18 protein-coding genes are annotated in these 22,332 nt (G+C 75.1%); 6 read left to right on the top strand and 12 right to left on the bottom strand.

The window, feature by feature from the left end:
- Nucleotides 1-38: 38 nt before the first annotated feature.
- On the bottom strand, nt 39-941 hold the full coding sequence (locus tag OH807_RS19680) for a LysR family transcriptional regulator (RefSeq protein WP_406200530.1): 903 nt from the start codon (nt 939-941) through the stop codon (nt 39-41).
- Nucleotides 942-1,046: 105 nt separating this feature from the next.
- Nucleotides 1,047-1,724 (bottom strand): type 1 glutamine amidotransferase domain-containing protein, encoded by a 678-nt coding sequence (locus OH807_RS19675; RefSeq protein ID WP_406200527.1) that lies wholly within the window; start codon nt 1,722-1,724, stop codon nt 1,047-1,049.
- A gap of 289 nt (nt 1,725-2,013) precedes the next feature.
- On the opposite strand from OH807_RS19675, the gene OH807_RS19670 reads away from it, so the two are divergent.
- Entirely contained in the window at nt 2,014-2,748 is a 735-nt protein-coding gene (locus OH807_RS19670) for a type 1 glutamine amidotransferase domain-containing protein (protein WP_406200525.1), read from the top strand.
- A gap of 102 nt (nt 2,749-2,850) precedes the next feature.
- The gene (locus tag OH807_RS19665; protein ID WP_406200523.1) at nt 2,851-3,138 is read left to right on the top strand and encodes a putative quinol monooxygenase; all 288 of its coding nucleotides are present in this window, start codon (nt 2,851-2,853) and stop codon (nt 3,136-3,138) included.
- Nucleotides 3,139-3,167: 29 nt separating this feature from the next.
- On the opposite strand, the gene OH807_RS19660 is transcribed toward OH807_RS19665, so the two are convergent.
- The 8 genes from OH807_RS19660 to OH807_RS19625 form a co-directional block, all read right to left on the bottom strand.
- Nucleotides 3,168-3,908: a type 1 glutamine amidotransferase domain-containing protein gene (locus OH807_RS19660; RefSeq protein ID WP_406200520.1), complete on the bottom strand. Its 741-nt coding sequence runs from the start codon at nt 3,906-3,908 to the stop codon at nt 3,168-3,170.
- An 86-nt stretch (nt 3,909-3,994) separates the two neighbouring features.
- Complete coding sequence (zwf, locus tag OH807_RS19655; protein ID WP_406200518.1) at nt 3,995-5,527, bottom strand: glucose-6-phosphate dehydrogenase; 1,533 nt, start codon at nt 5,525-5,527, stop codon at nt 3,995-3,997.
- Nucleotides 5,528-5,550: 23 nt separating this feature from the next.
- The gene (locus tag OH807_RS19650; protein WP_406200516.1) at nt 5,551-6,513 is read right to left on the bottom strand and encodes a hypothetical protein; all 963 of its coding nucleotides are present in this window, start codon (nt 6,511-6,513) and stop codon (nt 5,551-5,553) included.
- A gap of 141 nt (nt 6,514-6,654) precedes the next feature.
- Nucleotides 6,655-7,875: an MFS transporter gene (locus OH807_RS19645; RefSeq protein ID WP_406200513.1), complete on the bottom strand. Its 1,221-nt coding sequence runs from the start codon at nt 7,873-7,875 to the stop codon at nt 6,655-6,657.
- Between the two features lie 218 nt (nt 7,876-8,093).
- Nucleotides 8,094-8,843, bottom strand: coding sequence for an HAD family hydrolase (locus OH807_RS19640; RefSeq protein ID WP_406200511.1), 750 nt, complete (start codon nt 8,841-8,843; stop codon nt 8,094-8,096).
- On the bottom strand, nt 8,843-9,397 hold the full coding sequence (locus OH807_RS19635) for a DJ-1/PfpI family protein (protein ID WP_406200509.1): 555 nt from the start codon (nt 9,395-9,397) through the stop codon (nt 8,843-8,845). Before OH807_RS19635 ends, OH807_RS19640 begins: the two co-directional genes overlap by 1 nt.
- Before the next feature lie 52 nt (nt 9,398-9,449).
- Nucleotides 9,450-10,244 carry a cupin domain-containing protein gene (locus OH807_RS19630; protein ID WP_406200507.1) on the bottom strand — a complete coding sequence of 265 codons (795 nt, stop codon included), beginning with the start codon at nt 10,242-10,244 and terminating at the stop codon, nt 9,450-9,452.
- 372 nt (nt 10,245-10,616) lie between these two features.
- On the bottom strand, nt 10,617-12,044 hold the full coding sequence (locus OH807_RS19625; RefSeq protein WP_406200505.1) for an MFS transporter: 1,428 nt from the start codon (nt 12,042-12,044) through the stop codon (nt 10,617-10,619).
- 709 nt (nt 12,045-12,753) lie between these two features.
- Here OH807_RS19625 and OH807_RS19620 point away from each other — a divergent pair.
- From OH807_RS19620 to OH807_RS19610, 3 genes are all read left to right on the top strand, one after another.
- Entirely contained in the window at nt 12,754-14,916 is a 2,163-nt protein-coding gene (locus tag OH807_RS19620) for an asparagine synthase-related protein (RefSeq protein ID WP_406200503.1), read from the top strand.
- Between the two features lie 295 nt (nt 14,917-15,211).
- A complete protein-coding gene (locus OH807_RS19615) occupies nt 15,212-15,733 on the top strand; it encodes a universal stress protein (RefSeq protein ID WP_406200501.1) in 522 nt (173 codons plus the stop codon).
- Nucleotides 15,734-15,831: 98 nt separating this feature from the next.
- Nucleotides 15,832-16,536: a DsbA family oxidoreductase gene (locus tag OH807_RS19610; RefSeq protein WP_406200500.1), complete on the top strand. Its 705-nt coding sequence runs from the start codon at nt 15,832-15,834 to the stop codon at nt 16,534-16,536.
- 103 nt (nt 16,537-16,639) lie between these two features.
- On the opposite strand, the gene OH807_RS19605 is transcribed toward OH807_RS19610, so the two are convergent.
- Both OH807_RS19605 and OH807_RS19600 read right to left on the bottom strand, forming a co-directional pair.
- Entirely contained in the window at nt 16,640-19,003 is a 2,364-nt protein-coding gene (locus OH807_RS19605; RefSeq protein ID WP_406200498.1) for a sigma-70 family RNA polymerase sigma factor, read from the bottom strand.
- A 337-nt stretch (nt 19,004-19,340) separates the two neighbouring features.
- On the bottom strand, nt 19,341-20,270 hold the full coding sequence (locus OH807_RS19600; protein ID WP_406200496.1) for a helix-turn-helix domain-containing protein: 930 nt from the start codon (nt 20,268-20,270) through the stop codon (nt 19,341-19,343).
- Between the two features lie 593 nt (nt 20,271-20,863).
- Here OH807_RS19600 and OH807_RS19595 point away from each other — a divergent pair.
- A complete protein-coding gene (locus tag OH807_RS19595) occupies nt 20,864-22,261 on the top strand; it encodes an NAD(P)/FAD-dependent oxidoreductase (RefSeq protein WP_406200494.1) in 1,398 nt (465 codons plus the stop codon).
- Nucleotides 22,262-22,332: the final 71 nt, after the last annotated feature.

Raw genomic sequence — 22,332 nt, 5'->3', positions numbered from 1 at the left:
GCCGGTCGAGTGGGCGCCGGCCCGGCGGACGGGCCGGGTCAGCTCCAGAGCTGGGCCTTCAGCAGCAGGTGCCCGTGGAGCAGGGCCAGGTCGGCCTGGGTGAGATCGCCCTGCCGGACGGCCAGGTAGAAGGTGTTCAGCGGCGGGATCTCGGGCTCGATCAGCGGGACGACCTCGCCGGAGGCCAGCTCCTCCACGCAGAGGTAGGTGGGGAGCACGGAGATGCCGGCCGAGGACTTGACGGCCGCGAGCGCGCCGCGCAGGTCGGGGACGACCACGGCCGGCGCCATCGTCGGGGGTGAGTCGAAGACCGTGCGCCAGTAGCGGCGGATGATCGGGAGCGACTCGGCGTAGCTGATCAGGGCGAGCTTGGCGAGGACGGACGGGCCCTCGGCCTCCAGCTGCGCCCGCGGGATCCGCTCGGCCAGCTCGGCCGAGGCCAGCAGGACGAACTCCTCGTCGACCAGCGGGGTCGCCGCGATGCCGCGGCTGCGCGGCCGGACGGTGGAGAGCACGAGGTCCAGCTCGCCCTGGTCGAGCTTGGCGAGCAGGTCGTCGGCGAGGCCGAAGGAGAAGCGGAACTGCGCGCCGTCCGCGATCAGGTCGCTGATCGCCGGGATCACGCGGGTGGTCATCAGCTCGACCGGTCCGCCGACGTAGATGGGCCGGCTGGCCGGCGCGTCGGCGAAGTTGCGGTCCACGACGCCGCCCAGTGCGTCGATCGGTCCCTGGACCTCGCGGATCAGGCCCTCGGCCGCGGCCGTGGGCTGCGCACCGTGCGGAAACCGCTCGAAGAGCGCCCGGCCCAGTTCCTTTTCCAGATTGCGTACCTGGTGGGTGACCGCCGGCTGGGACAGGCCGAGTTTCTGCGCCGCTTTGGTGAATGAACCAAGCCGATAAACGGTGACAAATGTGCGCAGCCAGTTGAGCTGAACCGCCAAGATGATCCCCCCCAGGTTTCTTGATCCTGCTCATTGTGCCAGGGGATCGGGGCACCGAAGGTCAATTCCCTCCCCCGGAACGGCGCGGGGGAGGGAACGCCCGGATCAGCGGGCCGCGAGCGCCGCGACGGCGAGCTCCGCGACCTTGGCGGCGGAGGCCGGGTTCTGCCCGGTCACCAGGCGCTGGTCGGAGACGGCGTGCTCGGCGAAGTTGGCGGTCTTGGTGATCTTGGCGCCGCGGTCGGCGAGGGTGCTCTCCAGCAGGAACGGGACGACGCCGGTGAGGCCGACGGCCGCCTCCTCCTCGTCGGTGAAGGACGAGACCTGCTTGCCGTCGACGAGGTAGGAGCCGTCGCTCAGCTTCAGGTTCACCAGGCCGGCCGGGCCGTGGCAGACGGCCGCGACGACGCCGCCGGCCTCGTAGATCTCGGCGGCCAGGGTGGCGAGTTCGGTCGCGTCCGGGAAGTCCCACATGGTGCCGTGGCCGCCCGCGTAGTAGAGGACGTCGTAGTCGGCGGCCTTGAGGTCGGCGGCGACCGGGGTGGTGGCGAGCGCCCGGGCGGTGGCGGTGTCGCCGAGGAAGGCGGCGACCACGGTGTCGTCCGGGTTGATGCCGTCCTGCGGGGCGGCGCCGCCCTTGACCGACACGTACTCGATCTCGTAGCCGGCCTCGCGGAACACGGCGGCCGGGTGCGCGACCTCGGGGACGTAGAAGCCGGTCTTGCGGCCGGTGCCACCCAGCTCGTTGTGGCTCGTCAGGGCGAACAGGACCTTCTTGGCCATGATGACTCCTCCGGGAAAGACAGATATCGAGAGCCGGCCATGTGCGAGTGGTGCGCCGGCGAAGAGCTGGGCGACCGGGCAGTTCGGTGCGCCGTGGCTCGGTACGGCAATGAATCTAGAATCCCGCGCGGAGTGCTTCAAATAGTTAATTTCATGGCCTGCATAGGCAACCGTATGAGCCCGGCACGGGGGGCGTCCGGACACTGTTGAAGGTCGAAGGACTGGGATAGGGTGGGCAACCGAATTCTCCCGTCACGTGGTCAGTATGTGCAGAGAAAGTGAGGCAACGGTGCCCACCCCACTGCCCAAGGGGCTCATCGTCCTGAGCAGCGTCGAGCGGCTGCCGAACGGGCGGCCTGCCGGATTCTGGCTGCCCGAGGCGGCCTACCCCTGGCGCGCGCTGCTGGCCGCCGACTGGGATTTCGAATTCGTGAGCACCCGTGCGGGCCGCCCGCCGGTGGGCGGGGTGGACCGCTCGGACCCGCCGCAGCGCATGTTCCTGGAGGACGCCGTGGTGCGCGAGCGCCTGGAGCGCACCACCACGCCCGACCGGCTGCGGCCGCAGGACTACGGCATCGTGTTCATCGCCGGCGGGCACGGTTCGATCTTCGATCTGCCCGAAGACGCTGCCCTGAAGGGCTTCCTTTCCGCCTACGCCGCCGGTCCGGGGCCGGTCGCGGCGATCTGCCACGGGGTGGCCGCGCTGCTCGGTGTCGAACTGCCCGACGGGCAGCCCTTCCTGTCCGGCCGCCGGGTCACCGCCTTCACCCGGGAGGAGGAGCGGGCCGTCGGCCTGGACCAGCACGTGCCGTACTTCCTCGACGAGGCGCTCACCGCGGCCGGCGCCCGGTACGAGGCCGGGGATCCGTTCCGCAGCCACGTGGTGGTGGACGGGCAGCTGGTCACCGGCCAGAACCCGGCGTCCGCCGCGGACCTCGCGGCGGCCGGCATGCTGCTGGCGTCCGGCCGGCCGCTGCCCGAGCACTGGCTGCGGCGCCCCGCCGCCGTGGCCGGAATGAAATAGCTGGCCTTATCGCACGAATAGCAGAAGCTATTTGCACGATCCTTCCGCGGGGCGTTTCAATGAGTTCAGACAATGTCCGACCAACTTCGCGAGGAGTGCTCGATGTCTGTTCTCATTGTGGCCAACTGGACCGTCCGGGCGGGTGCCGAGGAAGAAATAGCGGAGCTGCTTCCGGTGCTCGCCGAGGCGAGCCTCGCGGAGCCGGGATGTCTCGGCTACCGGCCACTGCGTTCGGTCGCGAACCCCGCTGAGTTCCTGCTGGTCGAGGAGTACGCGGACGAGGCCGCCGTCGCCTCGCACCAGAAGTCGGAGCACTACCGCACGCTGGTGGTGGAGCGGGCGGTACCGCTGCTGACCAACCGCGTGCTGAGCGGGTACGCGGCGGTCTGATCCGGGCGGGCGACGGCGACGGGGGGCCGTCAGTCCGCGAGCAGGGCGGCGACGGACCGGCCGAGGCCGGCACCGGACTGCGGGTTCTGGCCGGTGACCAGACGCCCGCTCACCACGACGTGCGGCTGCCGGTCGGGCGCACAGCTGTAGACGGCGCCCCGCTCCTCCAGCGCGGTCTGCAGGGCGAACGGCACCACGGTGTCCAGCCCGCGGGAGGCCTCGGACTCGTCGGAGAACGCCGTCAGCCGGTGGCCGGCCACCAGGTGGCTGCCGTCGGCGAGCCGGACGTCCACCAGGGCGGCGGGTCCGTGGCAGATCGCGGAGACCACGCCGCCGTTCTCGTACACCGTCCGGGCGATCGACCCGATGGCCGGGTGGTCCCGGAAGTCCCACATGGTGCCGTGCCCGCCGACGAAGTAGACGGCGTCGTAGGCCTTCGCGTCCACGTCCTCGGGGCGGCCGGCGCCGGCGATCAGCGCGCCGCCGTCCGCGGCGGCCAGGAAGTCGCGGTGCGTGGCGTCCGCCGGGTCGTGGCCGATCATCGGCGGCATGCCGCCGCGGACCGAGACGAAGTCGACGGTGTGACCGGCCTCGCGCAGGATCTGCCAGGGCTCGACCGTCTCGCCGAGGTGGAAGCCGGTCGGCTCGCCGGAGTCGCCGAGCTCGCCGTGGCTGGTCAGGACGAACAGGACCTTCTTGCCGCTCGGCGGGGTCGTCGAGGCCGTCGGGGCGGGCGGGGTCGACGGCTTCAGCGGGGTCGGCGGGTTCATACGGGCTCCAGGGTCGTGGATGGTCCGGGGATCGGGGGCGGGGCGGGCGGCGCGGGCCGCGTCGGTGGTGCCGGCCGGGCCCGGTCTCACGGCCGCCGCCAGCTCCGGCCGTCCCGGGCGAGCAGCTCGTCCGCCTCGGCCGGGCCCCAGCTGCCGGCCGGGTACCGGGCGGGCCGGCCGTGGTTCTCCCAGTACGCCTCGACCGGGTCGAGGATCTGCCAGGAGAGCTCGACCTCCTCGTGGCGCGGGAACAGGTTGGCGTCGCCGAGCAGGACGTCGAGGATCAGCCGCTCGTACGCCTCCGGGCTGGACTCGGTGAAGGACGCGCCGTACGCGAAGTCCATCGTGACGTCCCGGACCTCGAAGGAGCTGCCGGGCACCTTGGAGCCGAACCGCAGGGTCGCGCCCTCGTCCGGCTGGACGCGGACGACCAGGGCGTTCTGCCCGAGCTCGGTGGTCGCCCCGGCGTCGAAGGGCAGGTACGGGGCACGCTGGAAGACCACCGCGATCTCGGTGACCCGGCGGGCCAGCCGCTTGCCGGCGCGCAGGTAGAACGGCACGCCCGCCCAGCGGCGGTTGTCGATGCCCAGCTTGAGCGCGGCATAGGTGTCGGTCCTGGAGCCGGGGGCGATGCCGTCCTCGTCCAGGTAGCCGACGGCCGGTGCGTCGCCCTGCCGGCCGGCCGTGTACTGGCCGCGGACGGTGTCCCGGCCGAAGTCCTCGGGCAGCCGGACGGAGGCCAGCACCTTGGCCTTCTCGGCGGCGAGCGCCTCGGCGTCGAAGGAGGCGGGCTCCTCCATGGCGGTGAGCGCCAGCAGTTGGAGCAGGTGGTTCTGGACGACGTCGCGGGCGGCGCCGATGCCGTCGTAGTAGCCGGCCCGGTTGCCGATGCCGATGTCCTCGGCCATGGTGATCTGCACATGGTCGACGTAGGTGCGGTTCCAGAGCGGCTCGAACAGCGTGTTGGCGAAGCGCAGCGCCAGGATGTTCTGGACGGTCTCCTTGCCGAGGTAGTGGTCGATCCGGAAGACCTCCCCGGGCGGGAAGACCTCCTGCAGGATCCGGTTCAGCTCGCGGGCGGAGGAGAGGTCGCGGCCGAAGGGCTTCTCGACCACCGCCCGCCGCCAGGAGCCGGGCGCCGGCGTGGCCAGGCCGTGCTGGCCGAGCTGGAGGACCACCTTGGGGAAGTACCTGGGCGGTACGGAGAGGTAGAAGGCGAAGTTGCCCCCGGTGCCCCGGGTGCTCGCCGCCGCGACCTCCTCGGCCAGCCGCCGGTAGGAGTTCTCGTCCTCGAAGTCCCCCTCCACGAACCGTATGCACCCGGCCAGTTGCTGCCAGACGTGCTCGCGGAAGGGAGTGCGGGCGTTGGCGCGGACGGCGTCGCGCACCTGCTGGGCGAAGTCGTCGCCGGGCGACTGGCGGTGGGCGAACCCGATCAGGGCGAAGCCCGGCGGGAGCAGGCCTCGGTTGGCGAGGTCGTAGACGGCCGGAAGCAGCTTCCGGCGGGACAGGTCCCCGGTGATGCCGAAGATGACCAGGCCCGACGGCCCCGCGATGCGCGGGAGCCGCCGGTCCTCGAAGCCGTGCACCGGCCCTGCCCAGACTGCCGTGGGTGACATCGTGTACGGCTCCTGCCATGTGGTCAGCGGGCGAGTTTGAGACTGATGACGTTCGGGTCGGACTGCGTGAAGTAGGCGGCGCTGGTGACCGTCACCCGGTCGTCCTGGACGGCGACGGCGGTGGGGTTGGAGAGCCCGTTCGCGGCGCTGAGCACCGTCGAGACGGCGTTGCCCGAGCGGCCCGGGCGGACCTTCAGGAGGCGGTTGCCCTTGATGTCGGTGACCAGCAGCTCGTCGCCGCGGCCGGTGAACGCGAAGTCGTCGACCGCGCCCAGCCCGGTGGCGACCGTCTCGGCCCGGCCCGCGGCACCGCGCCGGCCCACCGGGATCCGCAGCAGGGAGCCGGTGTCCAGGTTGGAGACCCAGACGTCGCCGTCGTGCAGGCGCAGGCCGTTCGCCCCCAGGAAGCCGGCCGACGGTGCGAGGGCGTCCGAGCGGTACCACGCCGTCGCCTCGCCGCCCTTGAGCGGGGCGCGCCAGACGGTGGAGCCCACGGAGTCGGCCACGTAGAGCCAGCCGCCCCGCTCGTCCACGGCGAGGCCGTTGAGCAGCGCGGTGGCCGGCAGCGCGACGATGCGCTGCGGCTTGCGGCCGGGCGCGATCCGCCAGATGCCGGTGGCGTCGGCGGTGCCGGTGCTGAGCGCGACGTACAGCGAGCCGTCGCGGGTCCGGTCGATGCCGGCCGCGAACGCCTTGCTGTGCAGCACGGGGGTGTCGCCGTTGGCCGGCGTCGGCAGCTGGGCGATCACCCGCACCTCGCCGCGACGGGTGAGCTCGGCGACCTGGCCGGTCAGCGCGAAGGTGAGCACCGGCGTGCCGTCGGGGCGCAGCACGAAGTTCTCCGGCTGCTGGCCGGCGGCGAGGCCGAGGTGGGTCACCGAGGTCCGGGCCGGCTGCGGGGAGTTGGCCAGCGCCTGGGGCGCGAGGGCGGCGCTGACGGCCAGTGCGGCGGTGAGCGAGAGGGCGAGCCGATGACGGGTGAGCATGGTAGTCAACCTCTTCTGTGGCAAGGGGAGTCGGCGAACGGGGGCGGTACGGGGAGTCGGTGGTGCGGGGAGTCGGCGGGCGGGGGCTGCCGAACGAGCGGCCGCACGGCGCGGGGCGAGGGGGGAGGCGCCCGGAGCGGGTCAGCCGGCGTTGGTCCGGCGCCCGGTGGAGTACACCGAGGCGGCCGCCAGCAGCAGGGCGGCGCAGAGCACGGTCAGCATCGTCCGGTAGCCGGTGTGCGCGGCGGCGATCTCGCCCACCGACGCGCCGACGAACAGGACGAAGGTGTTGAAGGAGACCGCGGCCCCGCCGGACTGCGGCGCGATCCGGTGCAGCAGCCCGACCAGGGCGGGGACGACCAGGCTGATCCCCGCGACGTACACCACCGTGCCGAGGACGAGCAGCGGCAGCGGTTCGGCCTGCGCGAGGGCGAGCCCGGTGGCGGCGGTCAGGAAGCCGGCCACGCCCAGGCGGCTCGGCCCCTGGCCACCGGCCAGCCGGTTGACCAGGGGGGAGGCGGCCAGGCCGATCGCGCCGAGGGCCTGGACGGCGAGGATCCCGGAGGTGCCGAAGCCGCGGTCGTCCGTCAGGTGCTGGTTGAGCACCGCGTACAGGGCGACGAAGCTGCCGAACACGGTGAGCGCCGCGGCGAACACCGCGAGGGCGGCCGGGTCGCGCAGCAGTCGCCCGGCCGCGCGGAGCACGCCGGGCAGGGTGGCGGCCGGGTTGGGCCGCGGTGGTGCGAGCAGGCGCCACAGGCCGAGCGCACCCAGGGCGTAGACGATCGCGGCCGGCCAGAACGCGGCGCGCCAGGAGGCGTGGTCCACGACGGCCTGGCCGAAGACCTGCCCGACGAGGCCGGAGCCGAGCAGCCCGGTCGTCACGAAGGACAGCATCACGGGCCGGCGGGCCGCCGGGGCGTTCTCCGCGACGTAGGCGAGGGCCACCGGTGCGAAGGTGGACGCGGCCAGCCCCTGGAGCACCCGGAGGGCGAGCAGCCAGCCGAAGTCCGGTGCCAGCGAGACGGCGGCGGTGGTGGCGGCCGTCGCGAGCGCGCCGAGCACCAGCACGGGCCGGCGTCCGAACCGGTCGGAGAGCGGGCCGAACAGCAGGAAGCCCACCGCGTAGGCGAAGGAGAAGGCGCTGCCGGTCCAGGCGGCGGCCGCGGTGCCGGTGCCGAAGTCCTGCCGGACGGACTCGGCGACCGGGATGGCGAGGTAGAGCTGGGCCGGGACGGTCGCGGCCAGGAGCACCAGCAGCGCCAGCTGGCGGGGCAACGGGGTGGACGGCCGCGCTGCCCGGGGCCGGCGGGGGTTCTCCGCGCCGTCGGCCTGGGCCGGCAGCTGCTCTGCCGTGGTCATGGGGTCGCCCTCCGGATCTCTGGGACCGGTGGATCTCCGGGGCCGGGGATCTCCGGGTTCGGTGATGACGTGTCGGTGGTGACGTGTCGGTGCCGAGCGGGTCGGCCGGCCGGCCGCGGGGCGCGGCCGGCCGACGGGGAACCTGCGTGGTGGGGCGGTCCGGGGCCGTCGGGGGCGCCGGTCCCGGACCGCCCCACCACGCGTCCTGGGGTGGCGGGTCAGACCGCCACAGGGGCGAGCTGCGCCAGGTCCGCGATCTGCAGCGGTACCAGGGCGAGGCGTTCGGCCTCGGCCCGGTGCTCGGGCGTCTGGTAGCCCCACTGGGCCCAGCGCGACCGGGCTCCGGTCTCGGCGACCCGCAGCGCGTTGGTCAGGTTGTCGTCGACGAAGGTGACGTCCGTCAGCGGGACGCCCCAGCGTGCGGAGACCTCCTGGACCACCTCGGCCTTGCGGCCGCACTCGCCGAACACCTCGGCCACCGTGTCGTCCAGGCCGTGCCGGCCCAGGATGGCGTGCACGGAGTCGGCGTCCTTCGCGGTGACGATGACGACGGATCCGCTGTAGCGGCGGAGGAGCTCGGGGATGCCCGGGTACAGGGTGTGCAGGTCCAGCCAGAACTCGCCCTCCTGCGTGCGCAGCCAGTCCCGGGCGGCCGTGGCCGCTTCGGTGAACCGGCGCACGTAGTCGGGGGAGAGCGCCTCGAAGAGCCGGTCGTAGTCGGCCTGCGAGGCGATGTTGGCGGCCTCCGGCAGGTGGGCCACCACGAAGTGGTCCAGCAGCCGGGAGTAGTCGCGCACCTTGCGGAACCGCTCGACGAAGTCCGCCGGGAGGCGGCGCAGCTGCTCCGGACCGGTGACGGTGCGGTCGTGGTGGTTGACGCCGAGCCAGGTGACCAGGGCGCACTCCTCCAGGGCGTCGCAGATCACCCCGTCGAAGTCGAGCGCCAGCAGTTCGGCGGGGCGGCCCATCAGACGGCCTGCTTCTCGGCGGCGAGCTTCTCGGCGGTCTCGAAGACGGCCCGCATGAAGGTGCCCATGTAGCCGTAGTAGGAGCAGGTGATGATGTTGCCGTCGACGATGACGTCGCTGTCCACCACGTCGGCGCCGGCGTTGATGACGTCGTCGCGCAGACCGATGTAGGCACAGGCCTTGCGGCCGCGCAGGACGCCCGCGCTGACCATGATCCAGGGGCCGTGGCAGAGGCCGGCGACGACCTTGCCGGCCTTGTCCATGCCGGCGACGAAGTCCAGGACGTTGCGGTCCTGGCGGACCCGGTCCGGCGCCTCGTGGCCGCCGGTGAGGATCACGACGTCGTACTGGTCGACGGAGAGGTCCTCGAAGGAGATGAGCGGGCGGGCGGTCTTGTCCATGGGCAGCGGAATGCCGTACTTGCCGGTGACCGCGGCGGCGTTCTTCGTCGCCACGTCGACGTTCCAGCCCTCCTCCATGAGGCGGTAGTACGTGAAGACGACGTCGTGGTCCTGGAAGCCGGGGCCGGTGATGATGACAGCGTTGCGGGACATTTCTTTTTCTCCTGTTTCGATGTGGACGGCCGGGTGGATTCCTGCTGCCAGGTCAGAAATTCTTGCTGATGGAGAGGTACTGCTGGTCGGTCTTCGGCCGGCGGTTGTCCTCGGGGTGCCCGGTGAGGATTTCGACGTCACTGGTGACGACGCCCGCGATGTGCAGCGGAATGTAGAAGATGTCCTCGGCGCGGGGGCGGTAGAAGATGTCCATACCGGTGCGGAGCTCGAAGCGGAAACGCCGGTCCGGGGTCTGCGCGCGCATCCGGGTGTTCGGGTAAGCGGGGACCTTCCGCATCGGGTGCTGGGGCTCCTCCAGCGAGCTGGTCTCGTACGCGGTGCCGGCGCGGTTGTAGTCGTCCTGCAGGCGGACCAGGTCGAACTTGTTGCGCGGCACCTCGACCTCGATGAGTTCGAGCGGCTCGTCGCCGGTGCTGCGGGTGCCGTGGAACGCGCCCGGGGCGATGCGCAGGATCGTTCCCTCGCTGACCGGGACGTCCTCGCGGTTCAGGCCGGTGGTGACGCCGGTGCCGCCGAGGCAGAGCAGGTAGGTCAGCTTCCGGGGGTGTACGTGCACGGAGGTGCTGTGCCGGCCGTCGATGTGGAGCGACCAGAGGTCGAAGTAGTCGTCGACGAAGGCGCGGTACTCGTAGCCCCAGGGCTTCGGGATGACCTCGTCGAGGTGGGCGTCGTCGTCGAAGTCCTCGTTGAAGGCGCGGGCGCCCTCCCGGATGAGCTTTTCCAGCTTCACGATGTCCGCGCGGCCGGCCTCCAGCCGGATCGGCTCGAATACGGCCGGTGCGGCGAGGCCCGAATCCGGGCGCGCGAATTCCTGGACAGTTGTCATAATTCCCCCCCTGTGGAATACAACTGGTCTGTGGCAGCCTCGGGCGGTCACTCGGACCGCGGCGCCGGGCAACACTTAACCAGCCGCACAAACCCGGTCTCAAATAAGAAGACCTTGCGGGGGCATAAGAACTTGAGCCGGGAATCGCGGGGCCGGGATGTTTGGGGCGCCGCGGAACGGGTTCGGGGGATTTGTCGCGCTGGGGCGCACTGGGGCGCACTTGAGGGGCAACGCACCATGCTATGGCATGGACATGATTGTGTCAGCACCGCGATGACGTGGGCGTCTCCGGGCCCGCATCCGCGCGGGTGCGCACACGCCGACGGCCGGGCCCGCCGGGCCCGGCCGTCCGCGGGGTGCCCGGGGGCGGAGCTACGCCGGGGCGACCAGGATCGAGCGGGCCCGCTCGGTCAGTTCCCGGACCCGGCGCTCGCCCTGGAAGGGCTCCAGGCGGCGGAGCATCTCCACCACGTACTCGCGGCTGCGCTGGGAGGAGATCCGCCCGGCCACCTCGACCGCCCGCTCGCCGGCCGCGACCGCCGCGTCCAGGTTGCCCGCCTCGGCCTCGGCCATGGCGGAGACCACCAGGCGCAGCCCGTGCGAGCGGACGAAGCCCTCGGTCGGCCGGGCCAGCGCCTCCCGGGTGAACTGCCGGACCTTGGAGGGCACTCCGAGGTCGCGGAAGCACTCGGCGGCGTCGGCGGCCAGCCGGTCGTAGGCGTAGAAGTCGATCCAGGCCGGGTCGGGATCCCCGGCGCGCGCCCGTTCGAGCGCGTTCTCGGCGGCGCCGAGCGCCGTTGCGCACGCCGCCGCGTTGCGCGCCTTGGCCTGGGCCCGCGCCTCGACCAGGTGGAAGAAGCTCATGGTGCGGGCGGTGGCCAGCCCGCGGTTGCGCTCCAGCGCGGCCTGGGCGAGGTCGACCGCCTCCTCCGCGAAGCCCCGGTAGCCGGCCTGCAGGCTCATCGAGGCCAGCACGTAGCCGCCGAGCGGCACGTCGGCGGCGGCCCGGGCGAGCCGCAGGGCCTGGATGTAGTAGCGCTGGGCGGCCTCGTGCTGGCCGGTGTCGAAGGCCATCCACCCGGCCAGCCTGGTGAGTTCGGCCGTCGCCCCGAACAGCGCCCGGCCGACCGCGTCGCTGTACGAGGCGAGCAGCAGCGGCGCCGCCTCGACCCGCAGGCACTCCGGCACCATCGAGGAACGCCAGTCCCCGCCACCGTACTTGGAGTCCCACCGGCGGGCCTCCTGGGCCGCCTCGCGGAGCTTGGCGGCGTCCGAGTGGCCCACCCGGTACGAGCCCGGCTCGGCAGGCGTCCGGGCCACCTCGCGGGCCACCGAGCCGTCCGCCGGGGTGATCAGCCAGCGGGAGACCGGAGTCGCGTAGGCGGCGACCGAGAAGGTGCCGGCCAGGCTGTCGCTCCAGCGGCCGCCGCCGGGGCCGCGGCGCAGGTCGAGGTCGACCCGCCACAGGTCGGTGGCCGAGCGGACCGCCTCGGACACCTCGCGCGGGAAGGCCAGGCCGAGTTCGGGCGCCGGGTCGGTGTCGCCGAGGCCGATCTCCTCCAGCGGCACCGGCCGTCCGAGCTTGCCGCCGATCGCGGTGGCGATCAGGTGCGGGACGGGGCCCTGCGGGACCATGCCCTTGCTGACCCAGCGGGCCACCGAGGTCTTGTCGTAGCGCAGCGTCAGCCCGCGCTGGGCGCCGAGGTCGTTGACCCTGCGGGCCAGGCCGGCGTTGCTGATCTGGGCGAGGGTCAGGAGCGTGCCGAGCCGTTCGTTCGGTCCGCGTGGGCTGACGGTCATGGTGGCGGCGGCACCTCCTGCGGCCTTGTGCGCGGGGCCCGGGCGGCACCGGGCCGTAGCTGCTGTACCTAGAGTAGTCGGACGCGTTCCGAGGGTTAAGAGGCCGCATTCCGGATGGCGGGATCGCGCACCCGGTGCGGGCGGGCCGGTCACCCGGCGGGCGGTCCGGCGGAGTTGGCCGGACCGCCCGGAACCGGCCGCGCGGGGGCGGTCCGGCCGCGCGCCGGAGCGTTGTGCTCCGGTCCTGTGTCGATGTGCGCCCGGCCGTGCCCCCTGGCCCGACCGGCCGGTCGGCGATTCGCTGGTGGTCGTGGGTCGGCCTGCCGTCGAGGACCCGGCGGGCCGGGGGATGCCGCCGTCTCAATCCCCGCGGACGGTGGCGGAGTCCGGGAGGGCATGCGGATGCCCTCCCGGGCCGAACGACGCCTTTCGGCCATGTAGCGATGGCCATGACAAGGCGGACGTCCGGGCGGTCCGGGCCGGGGAGGGGAAGGCCCGGCCCGCCCGGCCGCGGAGCCGCCGGGAGCCGCCCCCGAACGGACCGGAAACACCAACTCCGGTCACGGGAGCGCCGACCGGTGGCACGATGTCTCCTGACGGCGCGCCGGAATCGAGGTGGGCGGCCGCCGCGGCGCGCCACGGGCCGGCCGGGGCTGCCCCGGTGACGGACGCGCCGTACGGCGGCAGGTCCTCGTCCGGTGGAGGCGCGATGCGGTGGCTGACGGGCTGGAGCACGGGCACACCCCGGGCGGGCGCCCCGGCGCACGAAGCGCCCGGCGTGGTGGTGCCGATCGCCGCGCGCCCCCTCTGGCAGGGGCCCAACCCGCTCTGGGCGGTCGGCGACTGGCGCCCCGAGGAGATCCGGCTCGCCGTCCTGCGCCCCGGCACCCCCGCCACGGTCACCACCGGCCCCGCGGAGCCCGACCCCGTCGAGGACACCCCCGCCACCACCCGGCTCGCCGTGCTCGGCCACTGCGGCGCCTCCGACGCCGAGCTGGCCGCCGGCCTGGCCGCCGCCCGCGGCGGCGCCGTCCGCCACCTGACCGCCTGGCCCGGCAGCTACACCGTCGTCCTGCGCACCGGCACCCGGTCCACCGTGCTGCTCACCGACCTGGCCGGCGCCCGGCCCGTCTTCCACACCCCCTGGGCCGGCGGCACCGCGTACGCCACCGCCGCCCTCCCGCTCGCCGACCTGGTCGGCGCCCCCCTCGACACCGGCCACCTGGCCGCCCGGCTCGCCTGCCCGGAATCCCCCGAGGCGCTCGGCACCGGCACCCCGTACCTCGGGGTGCAGCAGGTGCCGCCCGGCCACGCGCTGGCCATCCGCGGCGGCCGCCCGTACCTCTCGGCGTACGACGAACCCGCCACCGCGGCGCAGCAGCGCGGCGAGGCGCCGGCCGTCCGCGAACTCACCCGAGCCCTGCTGGAGTCGGTCCGCTCCCGGGTCCGCACCCCCGGGCCCGGCACCGGGGGCGGCGGCGAGCGGCCCCGGCTGGGCGTCGACCTCTCGTACGGGACGGCCTCCGCCACCGTCGCCCTGCTCGCCGCCGCGGTGCCGCTCGGCCCGGCGCCGGGCCCGGGCGGCACCGCCCGGGCGACCCCGGAGGCCGCGGGAGCGGCGGCCAGGACCGGTGCGGTGAAGGGCTCCTGGGCCCGGCCGGCGGGCCGCGCCCGCCCCGCCCCCGAACAACTGGCCGCCGTCACCCTCGACGAGACCGGGACGCCGGCCGCCACCGTGCTCGCCCCCGACCTCCCCCGGCTGCGGCACACCGTGCTCGCCCCCGGCCCCGACACCCTCCCGTACGCGGACCTGCGGGCCGATCCGCAGGCCGGCCGGCTCACCGACGAGCCGGGCCCCGAACTCGTCGCCGCCGCCCGCGCCGAGGCCCGCTTCGACGCCGGCGGCACCGACCACCTCACCGGTTACGGCGCCCGCCAGGTGCTGGACGGGCACCCCGCCCGGCTGGCCGACCTGGTCCGGGCCGGCCGCCCGCGCGAACTGCTCTCCCCGGTCGCGGCCCTGGCCGGTGCCGACCGGGCCACCGCCGGCGTGCTGGCCGGCGCGCTGCGCACCCCGCTCACGGTGATCCGGGCCGCCCACCGGTTCTCCCGGATCCGCTACGCCGACGCGCTCGACGACGCCGCCGTGCGACTGACGCTGCGGCACGGGCCGGACGGCGGCGGTACGGCCGGGGCGCGGTCGGCGGACGACCTGGCCTGGTGCGTGCCCGGTCCGGCGGCGCGCTGGCTCTCCGACGAGGCGCTCTCCGCGGTCGCCCTGCGGTTGCGGCTGGCGGCGCGCGAGCCGGCGCCCGCGGAACCACCGGGCGCGCGCCGGGCCCGCTACGCCCTCCACCGGCACGCGCGCGGGTTCCGCACCCTGGTGCACGCCGCCGAACAGCCGGGGCAGCGGCTGCACGCGCCGTTCCTGGACAACCAGGTGGTCCGTGCCGCCCGCCTGCTCCCGGACGACGTCCGGCTCCAGCCCGGGGCCCGGCCCGCCCTGCTGCACGCCGTCCTGACCGGCGCCGGCCGCACCGACCTGCCGCCCGACTGGGGCCGCGGCCCGCGCCCCGATCGCACGGCCCCCGCCCGGGCCGGCCTGCGGCGCGCCGCCGACGGGCTCGCCGAACTGTTCGACGCCCCGCTGCTGGCCGAGGCGGGCCTGATCGACCTCGCCGCCGTCCGGGCCGGGCTGGCCCGCTCCGCCGATCCGGGCGCCGACCTGCCGCCCGGTGACCTCGCGGGCCTCGCCGAACTCGTCTCCGCCGAGCTCTGGCTCCGCCGCGTCCGGGCCCGCCGGCACGGCGCCTGCTGGACCGGCCTGCCCGTCGCCGAACGCCCCGCGCTGGCCCCGGCCCGCTTCGCCTGAGCACGGCGCGCCCCGGCCGGAGGGCGCCGCGGGTGGCGCGTGGGGCGGTGGCGGACGCGCCGTGCGGCGCGGCTGGCCCGCCCGGACGGGCCGGGCGGGCGATTATGGCCCGAGCCTTCGTCCGCCCCGTCCCGGACGCCCGAGTCCCGGATGCGCCGTCCGTTCCTGCCTGCCCCTGCCTGTTCCTGTGCCTGCCTGTCCCTGCCCCTGCCCCTGCCTGTGCCAGCCCGTGCCCGTGCCCGTCCTGCCCGTGCCCGTCCGTCCCCCTACCCGTCCGCTTCCCGTGGAGGCCGTGGTGACCAGCGCCAGTCCGGATCCGTCCGTCCCCGTCGTCCTGTCGGTGCTCGGCCGGCCGCCGACGGGCCGTGCGCCCGGGGTGTTGGCGGCCTGCGACGGTTCGGACGGCTCGCTCTGGGCGCTGGACCGGGCGATGACCGAGGCGGAGCGGTTCGGCCTGCCGCTGTACGTGCTCGCGGTGGTGAACCCGGCGCCGGCCGGCTACCCGCCGGGGATGGCCGAGCTGGTGCAGGAGAGCGTCGAGACGCTGGTCGAGAGCATGGCCGACGGCCTGCGCCGGGCGGTGGAGGCGGTGCAGCAGGCCCGGCCCCGGACGTACCGGGGGGAGCTGTCGCTGCACGTGGTGCTCGGGAACGTGATCGAGGTGCTGCTGGCGGCCTCGACCCGGCAGCACACCCTGGTGCTGGGCACCCGGGGCAACGGCGGGTTCGCCCGGCTGCTGCTGGGCTCGGTGAGCTCGGCCGCCGTCCACCACGCGGCCTGCCCGGTGCTGGTCGTCCCCGCGCCCGCGGGCCCCTGACCCCGGGGCGGGGCCGCCGGCGCCGGGAATGTCCCGAGATGGTTCACCGTTCATCCATCTCGGAAGACATCCTCCCCACCCCCTGGAGAACCCGCGTCATGAAGGTCGAGATCTACTCCGACATCGCCTGCCCCTGGTGCTACATCGGCAAGCGCCGCTTCGAGGAGGCGCTCGACGGCTTCGCGGGCAAGGAGGACGTCGAGGTGGTCTACCGGCCGTACCAGCTGGTGCCGGACGCGCCGGCCACGGCGAGCCCGCACCGCGCCTGGCTGGCCGAGCGCTACGGCCCGCAGTCCGTCGCGATGGACGCCCGGGTGGCCGAGCTGGGCCGCGCCGAGGGCATCACGTACGACTTCGACGCGGCGCTGCACGCCAACACCTTCCTCGGCCACCGGCTGCTCCACCTCGCCGAGGCCGAGTACGGCGCCGCCGTCCAGGGCCGGCTGAAGGAGGCGCTGCTCAAGGCGCACTTCACCGACGGTGTGGACGTCGGCGACCGCGCCGCGCTGACCGGGGTGGCCGTCGCGGCCGGCCTGGACGGCGACCGGGTGGCGGCCTACCTGGCCGGGGACGAGGGGGTGGCCGAGGTCCGCGCCCAGCTGGCCGAGGCGCGTGAGCTGGGCATCACCGCCGTGCCGACCTTCGTCTTCGAGGGCAAGTGGGCCGTCCAGGGCGGCCAGGAGGCCGAGACCTTCCGCAAGGTGCTGGAGCAGGTCGCCGAGGAGACCGGCGGGCGCCGCCCGGCGCCGGTGCAGGTCGCCCCGGCCGGCGAGGCCTGCGCGGACGGCTCCTGCGCGGTCTGAGTCGCCGGCCGGACCACGTCCGGCCCACCTGACGCGCCGTGACGGCCGGCCCGCGGGCCGGCCGTCGTGCGGCCCGCTCCACCGCGTCGGGCGCCGGGCCGCGTCAGTCGCAGCGGAAGCGGGCCGCGGCCCAGTCGGCGGCGTTCAGCGCCGACCAGACGCCGTGCGCGGGCGTGACCACCAGCCGGATCGCCTTCTGCCCCTTGAGCGGGACGTGCACCGGCACCGCGTCGTCCCCGGTGGCCAGCACCGGTGACCTCCACAGGGTGGTGCCGTCGCCGCCCTGGACGGAGAAGACCACCCCGCCCGGCGAGGCGGTGATGTCGTCCACCCCGGCCAGTCCGTCGAAGGACGTGCAGCTGCGGTTGAGGTCGATCACGGTGGCCGCGGGCGCGTGCACGGTGATGCCGTGCGCGTGCCGGGTACCGCCGATCGAGACGCCGGCGCGCTGCCAGAACCAGTCGCTGCCCTTCTGCCGGATGCTCGGCCCGGGCGGCGGCACCCGGTTGTTGCCCGGCTTCACCACCGGGAGGTCGTCGGCCCAGAAGTCGGTCGGGGCCGGTGGGGTGGGCGTCGGCACCGGTACCGGCGGGCGCGTCGGGGTGGGCACCACGGGCACCTCGGGCACCTCCGGCACGGGCACCGGCGGCACGGTCGGCGTCGGCACCACCGGGACGGGGGGCAGCGGCTTCGGCATGACGACCGGCGTCGGGGTGGGCGTCGGCGTGGGCCTGGGGGCCGGCGGACGGCTGGTCGGCGCGGGCGGCGGTACGGCCTTGGGCGCCGGGCTCGGCGGCGGGGCGGAGGGGCTCGGCCGGGGTGGCGGCGGCGCGGCCGACGGCGTCGGCGCGGGGCTGCTCGGGGCCGGGCTCGGCGGGGCCGGTGCGACGGGCGGCGGCGCGGGCAGGGCGGGCGCGGAGACCGGGGGAGCGGCCTGCGGGGGCGCCGGCTCGGGCCCGCCGGTCAGCGCGTACGCGGCAACGGCGGCCGCGGCCACGGCGACGGCGGCGGCGATCCCGGCCTTGGCCGCGGCGCCCAGGCCCTCACCGGCCAGTGCACCGGCGCTACCGCCCCCGGACCCGGCCGCGCCACCGGCGGCTCCGGCGGCCGTCCCGGCGGCGGCGCCGCCCGAGGTGGCCGCGGAGGTGGCCGCCACCGTTCCCGCGGCCGCACCTCCGACCGCCGCCGCCCCGCCCACGGCGGCCGCGGCGGCGCTGAAGCCGCCGACCCCGACCCAGATCAGCACGCCACCGGGCAGCAGCGCCCGCAGGCCGTGGTTGATCTCGGACAGCTCAAGGCAGGCGGCCGTGCACCGGTCGCACTCCTTCAGGTGCCGACCGACCTCCGCCGAAGCCCGCTTGCGCAGCGAGCCGCGCGCGTACGCACCGAGCCGGTTGGCGTACGCCTCGCAGTCCCGGTCCTGGCTGCCCGACACGTGGGCCTGCAGGAAGCCGGCCGCCAGCCGGTCGCGTGCCCGGTGGGCCTGGACGGCAGTGGCGTTGGCGGTCTTGCCGAGCATCACCGCGACGGTCTTGGGGGACTCCCGTTCGACCTCGGTGTGCCAGAGCACCACCCGGTCGTCCTCGGGCAGTTCGGCGTAGGCCTGCATCACCATGCGCTGGTCGGCGAGTGCCATCGCCCAGGCGTCGGCTCCCGGATCGGCCAGGTCGAGGTCGACGGTGGCGGCCGAGGTCTGCGCGAACACGCTGAAGTCGTCGACGAGTTGTTCGCGCCGCTCGCTGCGGGTCCAGGCGGCGGCGACGTTGCGCACCGCGGTCAGCAGGTAGGCGCGGACGGCGAACTCCGGGCCCTTGCCGGCCCGCAGCGCCTGCAGCGTGCGGGCGAACACCTCGCCGGCCAGGTCCTCGGCGGTGAAGCTGTCCCGGCAGCAGGTGCGCGCGTAGCGGCGCACCGAGTCGGCGTGCCGGCGGTAGATCTCCTCGTACGCGGAGTCGTCCCCGGCCCGCACCCGGGCGGTCAACTCGGCGTCGGAGGGCGGGCGCTCGCCGTCCACCGGGTCGGCGGGGGCGGGCACGGTCGGCCGGGCGGGGATGCCGTCGCCGACGAAGGCCTCGGGTGCCACCCCGCCCCGGCCGGCCGTGGCCTGGCCGGGGACGCGGGTGGAGGGGAGCGCGGCGGCGGAGGCGGAGAGCGATTCGCGGCTGGGCATGCCCGCCTGGTCCGGGACCTGGCCCGAGTGGCCGGGGCGCCCGTCCGGTCCGGAGCGGGCCTGCGGACCGGGGTGTCCGTCCGGTCCGGAACGCCCGTGCGGACCGGCGTGTCCCACCGGCCCGCCCTGCCCGGACCCGGCACCGGCCGGGTACCCCGGCGTGCGGCCGGCCGGGCCGGCACCCGGCTCCTCAGCCGCGCGCTCCGGGCCGGCGTCCGGCCCGCGCTCGGGCCCGCCCGTGCCGGAGCGGCCGAAGCCGAGGCCGTAGCCGTAGTCGTTCTGTTCCTCGGCGCTCACAACGGACCCCAGATTCCACGACAGCTCCCGCAGTGTGGCAGGGCGTGCGGGAGTGCGTGGGCGCACGGGTCTCCGCTGTACGGCGCCGAGTACGCGCGAACGGCGCGCATCGGGACATTGGCTCCAACCACGGGCAAAGGATGGCATAGCGCAGAGTTGGGCGGTAGCCGGACCGCCGGGGCCCACTCTTCCGTGGGGCCGTCGCGGATGTGTTCGGCCCGGGCCCGCCGCCGGACGCGGGCGGGCCCGTACAGGGCGCATGCCCGGGTCGCGCACGCCGGGGCGAACCCCAACTCATGCGCCCGGGGCGGACGGAGAGCGCCCGGCCCGTCCGGGATCAGCGCGCCCGCAGCCCGTCCAGCAGGATCTGCAGCAGGCGGTCGCCCGGTCCCGCGGGCTGCTGACCGTCCGTCGGCCCACCGTCCCCGCCGGGGAACTGACCCACGGCCGCGGCGGCCGCCGACGCGTGCACCGGTTCGACAACCGCACCGCGTGCGGCGTGCACCGGCACCGAGGCGGTCAGCACCAGCACCACGTCCGCCACCGTCACCCCTGGCCGCAGCTCGCCGGCCGCACCCGCGCGCGCCACCAGCGCGGCCAGCAGCTGCAACAGCAGCCGCGGGTCCGCGTCGGCCGCCACGGGCTCGTCGCCGGCCTGCGGCGCCCCGCCGGCACGCACCCCGGCGACCCGTGGCTCGAACCGGCCCCCGGGGAACGTGCCCGCACCGGCCGGATCGCCGGCCCGCTGCCCGGGCACCCGGCCCAGCTCCTCCGCGTACCGGAACGCCTCCGGCGGCAGCAGCCGCCCGGCCCCGGTGGACACCGCCCGCGCCAGGTACCCGGCCAGCGACTCCCAGGCGCCGTCGCCGCCGTACAGCGACTCCCGCGCCTGTGTGGTCAGCCAGGCCACCTCCTCGGCGGCGATCCGCTGGACCAGCACCTCCTTGCTCGGGAAGCGCCGGTACACGGTGCCGACCCCGACCCCGGCCCGGCGCGCGACCTCCTCCATCGGCGCGCCGTAGCCGAACTCGCCGAACACCTCACGGGCCGCCCGCAGCACGCTCTCCAGATTGCGCCGGGCGTCCACCCGCAGCCGCGCCCCGGGCGCCGGACCGCCACCGCCCTGCGGCGGCTCGGCCCGGTAGGGGACTCCTGCGTACGCCACTCCGGCCTGCGCCGGCTGGTCCGCGGGGCCGCGTTGCTCCGGCACCACACCCTGGACGGTCCGCGGTGCGTTCCGCCCCAACAGTCGCTCCTGCTCCATCATCCCAACTCTCCCCCGCAGGCGTCCGCTCCCGGACCCTGTCGTCGCCCGCCCCTGCACCCCCCGGTGCAGCCACGTCTGCCGGAAATGATCCGATGACCCATCGCCTGTGCCGGTTGTGCCGCTGGTTGTGCCGCTGGTCCTGCCCGGGTGATGCCCGGCCTCGGACGCCGGACCGCACAGGCAGGACCGCACACGCAGGAAGCCCACGCGCCAGGGCCCCCGTCCGGGACTACCCTTCCCCGGATCACGGTGCCCCAGTCGGGCTCTCCCGCCAACGCTGGAACTGGCCGTAATGGCAGCTCCACGGTGCGTCGCCGCCGATTGACATGGCGATGGCGCTCCGCCGCACAATCCGACCATAGTTCACCGTCGTTCGAAGCCGAAAGTGCGTCAGAAACTCACCCCGGCAGCACATCCCGTCCCGGAAGTCCACTCCCGTCCCGTCCACCTCGGCACGGACTGTGGACAAGAGGCCCTCCGGCGGTCCTTCATTGAGGCGTGGTGGGGGGTACCCCGGCCGACGGCCGGTGGAAGGTCACTTCGGCAGGAGGTGCGCTATCAGGATCCTGATCGTCGGGGGCGGCTGCGCCGGGATGTCCGCCGCGCTGCATCTCCAGCGCGGACTGCGCGAGCGGCTGCGCCGCGGCGACGCGGAGATCACGGTGGTCGAACCGCAGTCCTACTTGACGTACCACCCGCTGCTCGCCGAGGTCGCGGCCGGCTCGATCGACCCCCGCCACGTGGTCGTCCCGCTGCGCCGCGCGCTGCCGGACTGCCGGGTGCTCACCGCGCGGGTCACCCGGATCGAGCACGCGGGCCGCCGGGTCTGGGCCGACGCCGCCGGGCACGGCGAACCGCCTGCCCCCGTCGAGCTCGACTACGACGTCCTGGTGGTGGCCCCGGGCTCGGTGTCCCGGACGGCGGCCGTTCCCGGCCTGGCCGAACACGGCCTCGGCTTCTCCACCGTCGGCGAGGCGGTGAGCCTGCGCAACCACGTCCTGGAACAGCTCGACCTGGCCTCCGCCACCCGGGACCCGGCCCTGCGTCAGGCCGCGCTCACCTTCGTCTTCGTCGGGGCGGGGTACGCCGGCGTCGGCGCGCTGGCCGAGCTGGAGGACATGGCCCGCTCCGCGGTCCGCGGCTACCACAACATCAGCCCCGAGGACCTGCGCTGGGTGCTGGTCGAGGCCACCGGGCGGATCCTCGCCGAGGAGTCCCCCGACCTGGCCGCGCACACCCTGGCCCAGCTCCGCGAGCGCAGCGTCGACGTCCGGCTGGACACCACGCTGGAGTCGGCCGTCGGGCGGGTCGTGGCCCTCTCCGACGGCAGCCGTTTCGCCGCCCGCACCCTGGTCTGGACGGCCGGCGTCCGCCCGTCCCCGCTGCTGCGCGACACCGACCTGCCGCTGGACACCGCGGGCCGGATCCGCTGTCTGGCCACCCTGCAGGTGCTCGGCCCGGACGGCCGCGCGCTGCCCGGGGTCTGGGCCGCGGGGGACGGCGCCGCCGTGCCCGACCCGCACGCCGACGGGGCGCCCTGCGCGCCCAACGCCCAGCACGCCTTCGCCCAGGCCGAACTGCTCGCCGCCAACGTCGTGGTCGCCCTGGACGGCGGCCCCAGGGCGGCGGGCATCGCGGAGTACCGGCCGGAGCCGGCGGCCTGCTCCACCTCGCTCGGCCCGGGCCGAGCCGTCGCGCACACCCGCCGGGGCGGGCGGCTGACCGGCCGGCGCGCCTGGTGGCTGCACCGGGCCCGGCACCTGCGCCGGCTGCCGAGCGGCGACCGCCGGGTGCGGGTGCTGGTGGACTGGCTGCTGGGCGGGGTGTTCTCCCGGGAGGAGGTCTCGCTGGGGGCGGTGGAGCACCCGCGTTCGGAGTTCGAGGCCGGGTTCGGCCCGGCCCCGGGCCCGCACCCGGACCCCGGCCCGGCGTCGGGCGGGCCGTTCGGCACGGGCTCCGGCCGGGGCATCGCCGACGACCGGCCGACCTGACGGACGGAGCCGCCGGCGCCCCGCGGTGACTGACACGACGGCCGCGCCTGAGCGCGCGACTTCCGGAATCG

The sequence above is a fragment of the Kitasatospora sp. NBC_01560 genome (assembly GCF_045208415.1).
GTDB lineage: Bacteria > Actinomycetota > Actinomycetes > Streptomycetales > Streptomycetaceae > Kitasatospora.
This window is presented reverse-complemented; position numbering and strand designations above follow the sequence as displayed.

Bases quoted from the DNA above. Each gene is read 5' to 3' on its own strand.
- OH807_RS19675 (WP_406200527.1), bottom strand. From the start codon at position 1,724: ATGGCCAAGAAGGTCCTGTTCGCCCTGACGAGCCACAACGAGCTGGGT.
- OH807_RS19665 (WP_406200523.1), top strand. From the start codon at position 2,851: ATGTCTGTTCTCATTGTGGCCAACTGGACCGTCCGGGCGGGTGCCGAG.
- OH807_RS19660 (WP_406200520.1), bottom strand. From the start codon at position 3,908: ATGAACCCGCCGACCCCGCTGAAGCCGTCGACCCCGCCCGCCCCGACG.
- zwf (WP_406200518.1), bottom strand. From the start codon at position 5,527: ATGTCACCCACGGCAGTCTGGGCAGGGCCGGTGCACGGCTTCGAGGAC.
- OH807_RS19650 (WP_406200516.1), bottom strand. From the start codon at position 6,513: ATGCTCACCCGTCATCGGCTCGCCCTCTCGCTCACCGCCGCACTGGCC.
- OH807_RS19645 (WP_406200513.1), bottom strand. From the start codon at position 7,875: ATGACCACGGCAGAGCAGCTGCCGGCCCAGGCCGACGGCGCGGAGAAC.
- OH807_RS19640 (WP_406200511.1), bottom strand. From the start codon at position 8,843: ATGGGCCGCCCCGCCGAACTGCTGGCGCTCGACTTCGACGGGGTGATC.
- OH807_RS19635 (WP_406200509.1), bottom strand. From the start codon at position 9,397: ATGTCCCGCAACGCTGTCATCATCACCGGCCCCGGCTTCCAGGACCAC.
- OH807_RS19630 (WP_406200507.1), bottom strand. From the start codon at position 10,244: ATGACAACTGTCCAGGAATTCGCGCGCCCGGATTCGGGCCTCGCCGCA.
- OH807_RS19625 (WP_406200505.1), bottom strand. From the start codon at position 12,044: ATGACCGTCAGCCCACGCGGACCGAACGAACGGCTCGGCACGCTCCTG.
- OH807_RS19620 (WP_406200503.1), top strand. From the start codon at position 12,754: ATGCGGTGGCTGACGGGCTGGAGCACGGGCACACCCCGGGCGGGCGCC.
- OH807_RS19610 (WP_406200500.1), top strand. From the start codon at position 15,832: ATGAAGGTCGAGATCTACTCCGACATCGCCTGCCCCTGGTGCTACATC.
- OH807_RS19600 (WP_406200496.1), bottom strand. From the start codon at position 20,270: ATGATGGAGCAGGAGCGACTGTTGGGGCGGAACGCACCGCGGACCGTC.
- OH807_RS19595 (WP_406200494.1), top strand. From the start codon at position 20,864: ATGTCCGCCGCGCTGCATCTCCAGCGCGGACTGCGCGAGCGGCTGCGC.